This is a genomic window from Mesorhizobium sp. M2A.F.Ca.ET.067.02.1.1 (assembly GCF_004023285.1).
GTDB lineage: Bacteria > Pseudomonadota > Alphaproteobacteria > Rhizobiales > Rhizobiaceae > Mesorhizobium.
The window spans coordinates 1-1,992 of record NZ_RZSB01000955.1; the positions used below are offsets into that span (position 1 = coordinate 1).

Annotated in this window: 3 protein-coding genes; all 3 read left to right on the forward strand. The window is 66.8% G+C overall.

The features are described 5' to 3' along the window. A partial coding sequence (locus tag EOA28_RS34170) for a KH domain-containing protein (protein ID WP_189342356.1) occupies positions 1 to 240 on the forward strand: 240 nt, incomplete at its 5' end. 36 nt (positions 241 to 276) lie between these two features. Continuing rightward, on the forward strand, positions 277 to 1,170 hold the full coding sequence (locus EOA28_RS34175) for an aminoglycoside phosphotransferase family protein (RefSeq protein ID WP_126078311.1): 894 nt from the start codon (positions 277 to 279) through the stop codon (positions 1,168 to 1,170). An 85-nt stretch (positions 1,171 to 1,255) separates the two neighbouring features. After that, the coding region (recO, locus tag EOA28_RS34180) for a DNA repair protein RecO (RefSeq protein ID WP_128315765.1) at positions 1,256 to 1,992 on the forward strand (737 nt) is incomplete at its 3' end.

Consider the following 1,992-nt stretch of genomic DNA (forward strand, 5'->3'; position numbering starts at 1 on the left):
GAGAAGAAGGACGGCTCGGTGCGCATCGAGCAGGTCATCTATGTCGAGCGCGACAGCCAGAAGAAGATCGTGCTCGGCCACAAGGGCGAAACGATCCGCGCCATCGGCCAGGCCGCGCGCACCGAGATCGCCGAAATCCTGGAGCAGAAGGTGCACCTCTTCCTGTTCGTGAAGGTGCGCGAAAACTGGGGCGACGATCCCGAGCGCTACCGCGAGATGGGACTGGAGTTTCCCCATTGATGCTTGTCGCTTAGAAGGTCCGTAAGGGTCTGCGACATGCATAATCCAAAGATCACGATCGATACCGGTCTCGTGCGACGGCTGGTCGACACGCAGTTTCCGCGATGGCGGGGCCTGCCGGTCAGCCCGGTCGCTTTCGGCGGCTGGGACAACCGCACTTTTCATCTTGGTGACGAGATGACGGTCCGACTGCCGAGCGCGGCCGCCTATTCGCTGCAGGTCGAGAAGGAGCAGCGCTGGCTACCGAAACTGGCACCCCTCCTGCCACTGCCGATTCCGACGCCGCTGGCCGTGGGCGGACCGGCCGAAGGCTACCCCTGGCATTGGTCGATCTATCGCTGGATCGAGGGCGAGACGGCTAAGAGCGGCCGCATCGCCGATCTCAACGTCTTCGCCGTTTCGCTCGCCGATTTCCTTGTCGCATTGAGGGGCATCGATCCGACCGACGGGCCTGCACCCGACGAGCACAATTTCCACCGCGGCGGGCCGCTGACCGTCTATGACGGCGAGGCGAGGCAGGCCATCGCCGCGCTTGAACGGCGGATCGACGCCCAAGCCGCCACGACCGTCTGGGAAGCCGCACTTGCCGCCACCTGGTCTGGCTCTCCGGTCTGGTTTCATGGCGATGTCGCCTCGGGCAATCTTCTGGTCGAGGACGGCCGCCTGAACGCCGTCATCGACTTCGGCACGTCCGGCGTCGGCGACCCATCCTGCGACCTGGCGATCGCGTGGACCTTCTTCGAAGGCGAAAGCCGGGAGGCCTTCCGCGCCCGCATCGCCGCCGACGACGCTACCTGGGCGCGCGGCCGCGGCTGGGCGCTGTGGAAGGCGCTGATCACCGTCGCCGGCCACGACGCCAACCAGGCCGAGGCGGAAAGGCAGCGCCACGTGATCGACGAGGTGCTTGCCGATCATTGCCGTTGGGCCTGACACGGGATCAGAGGATGTCAGCACAGATCGAGCCCGGCGTGTCGAAACCTTGATTTCGCCGCGCAACGGGTGAAAAGCTCGATCCATGGAATGGCGCGACGAGGGAATCGTTCTCGGCACCCGCAGGCATGGCGAAACCAGCGCCATCCTCGAGGTGATGACGCGCACCCATGGCCGCCATCTTGGCCTTGTGCGGGGAGGGCGCTCGCGCAAGCAGCAGCCGGTGCTGCAGCCCGGCAATCGCGTCGACCTTCTGTGGCGGGCGCGGCTCGACGAGCATCTCGGCGTCTTCCAGGCCGAGGCGATCGAGATGAACGCGGCGCGGTTGATGGACAGCGCGGTTGCCGTCTATGGCCTGCAGACCATGGCCGCGCATCTGAGGCTCCTGCCCGAGCGCGACGCCCATGGCGGTCTCTACGAGGCGCTTGCCGTGATGATCTCCCATCTTGGCGACGCCGACGCGGCGGGCGAGCTGGTGGCGCGCTTCGAGCTGCTCATCCTCGATGAACTGGGCTTCGGCCTCGATCTCAGCCAATGCGCGGCGACCGGCACAAGACAGGATCTCGCTTATGTCTCGCCGAAGTCCGGACGCGCCGTGTCGCGCGAAGCGGGTGCGGCCTGGCACGACAAGATGCTGGCACTGCCAGCCTTTCTGCAGCGCGGCTCCGGCCTGCGCGCCGACGCGGCAGCACTGGAAGCCGCCTTCCGGCGGAGCGGCTTCTTCTCCGCCCGCCATGTTTACGAGCCGCGCGGCCTCGAGCCGCCCGACGCCCGCGCCGGCTTCCTCGCCGCGCTACGCCGGCATCATGCGGCGGTGAAGGC

Coding starts and splice junctions, on each gene's coding strand:
- EOA28_RS34175 (WP_126078311.1), top strand. CDS start 277: ATGCATAATCCAAAGATCACGATCGATACCGGTCTCGTGCGACGGCTG.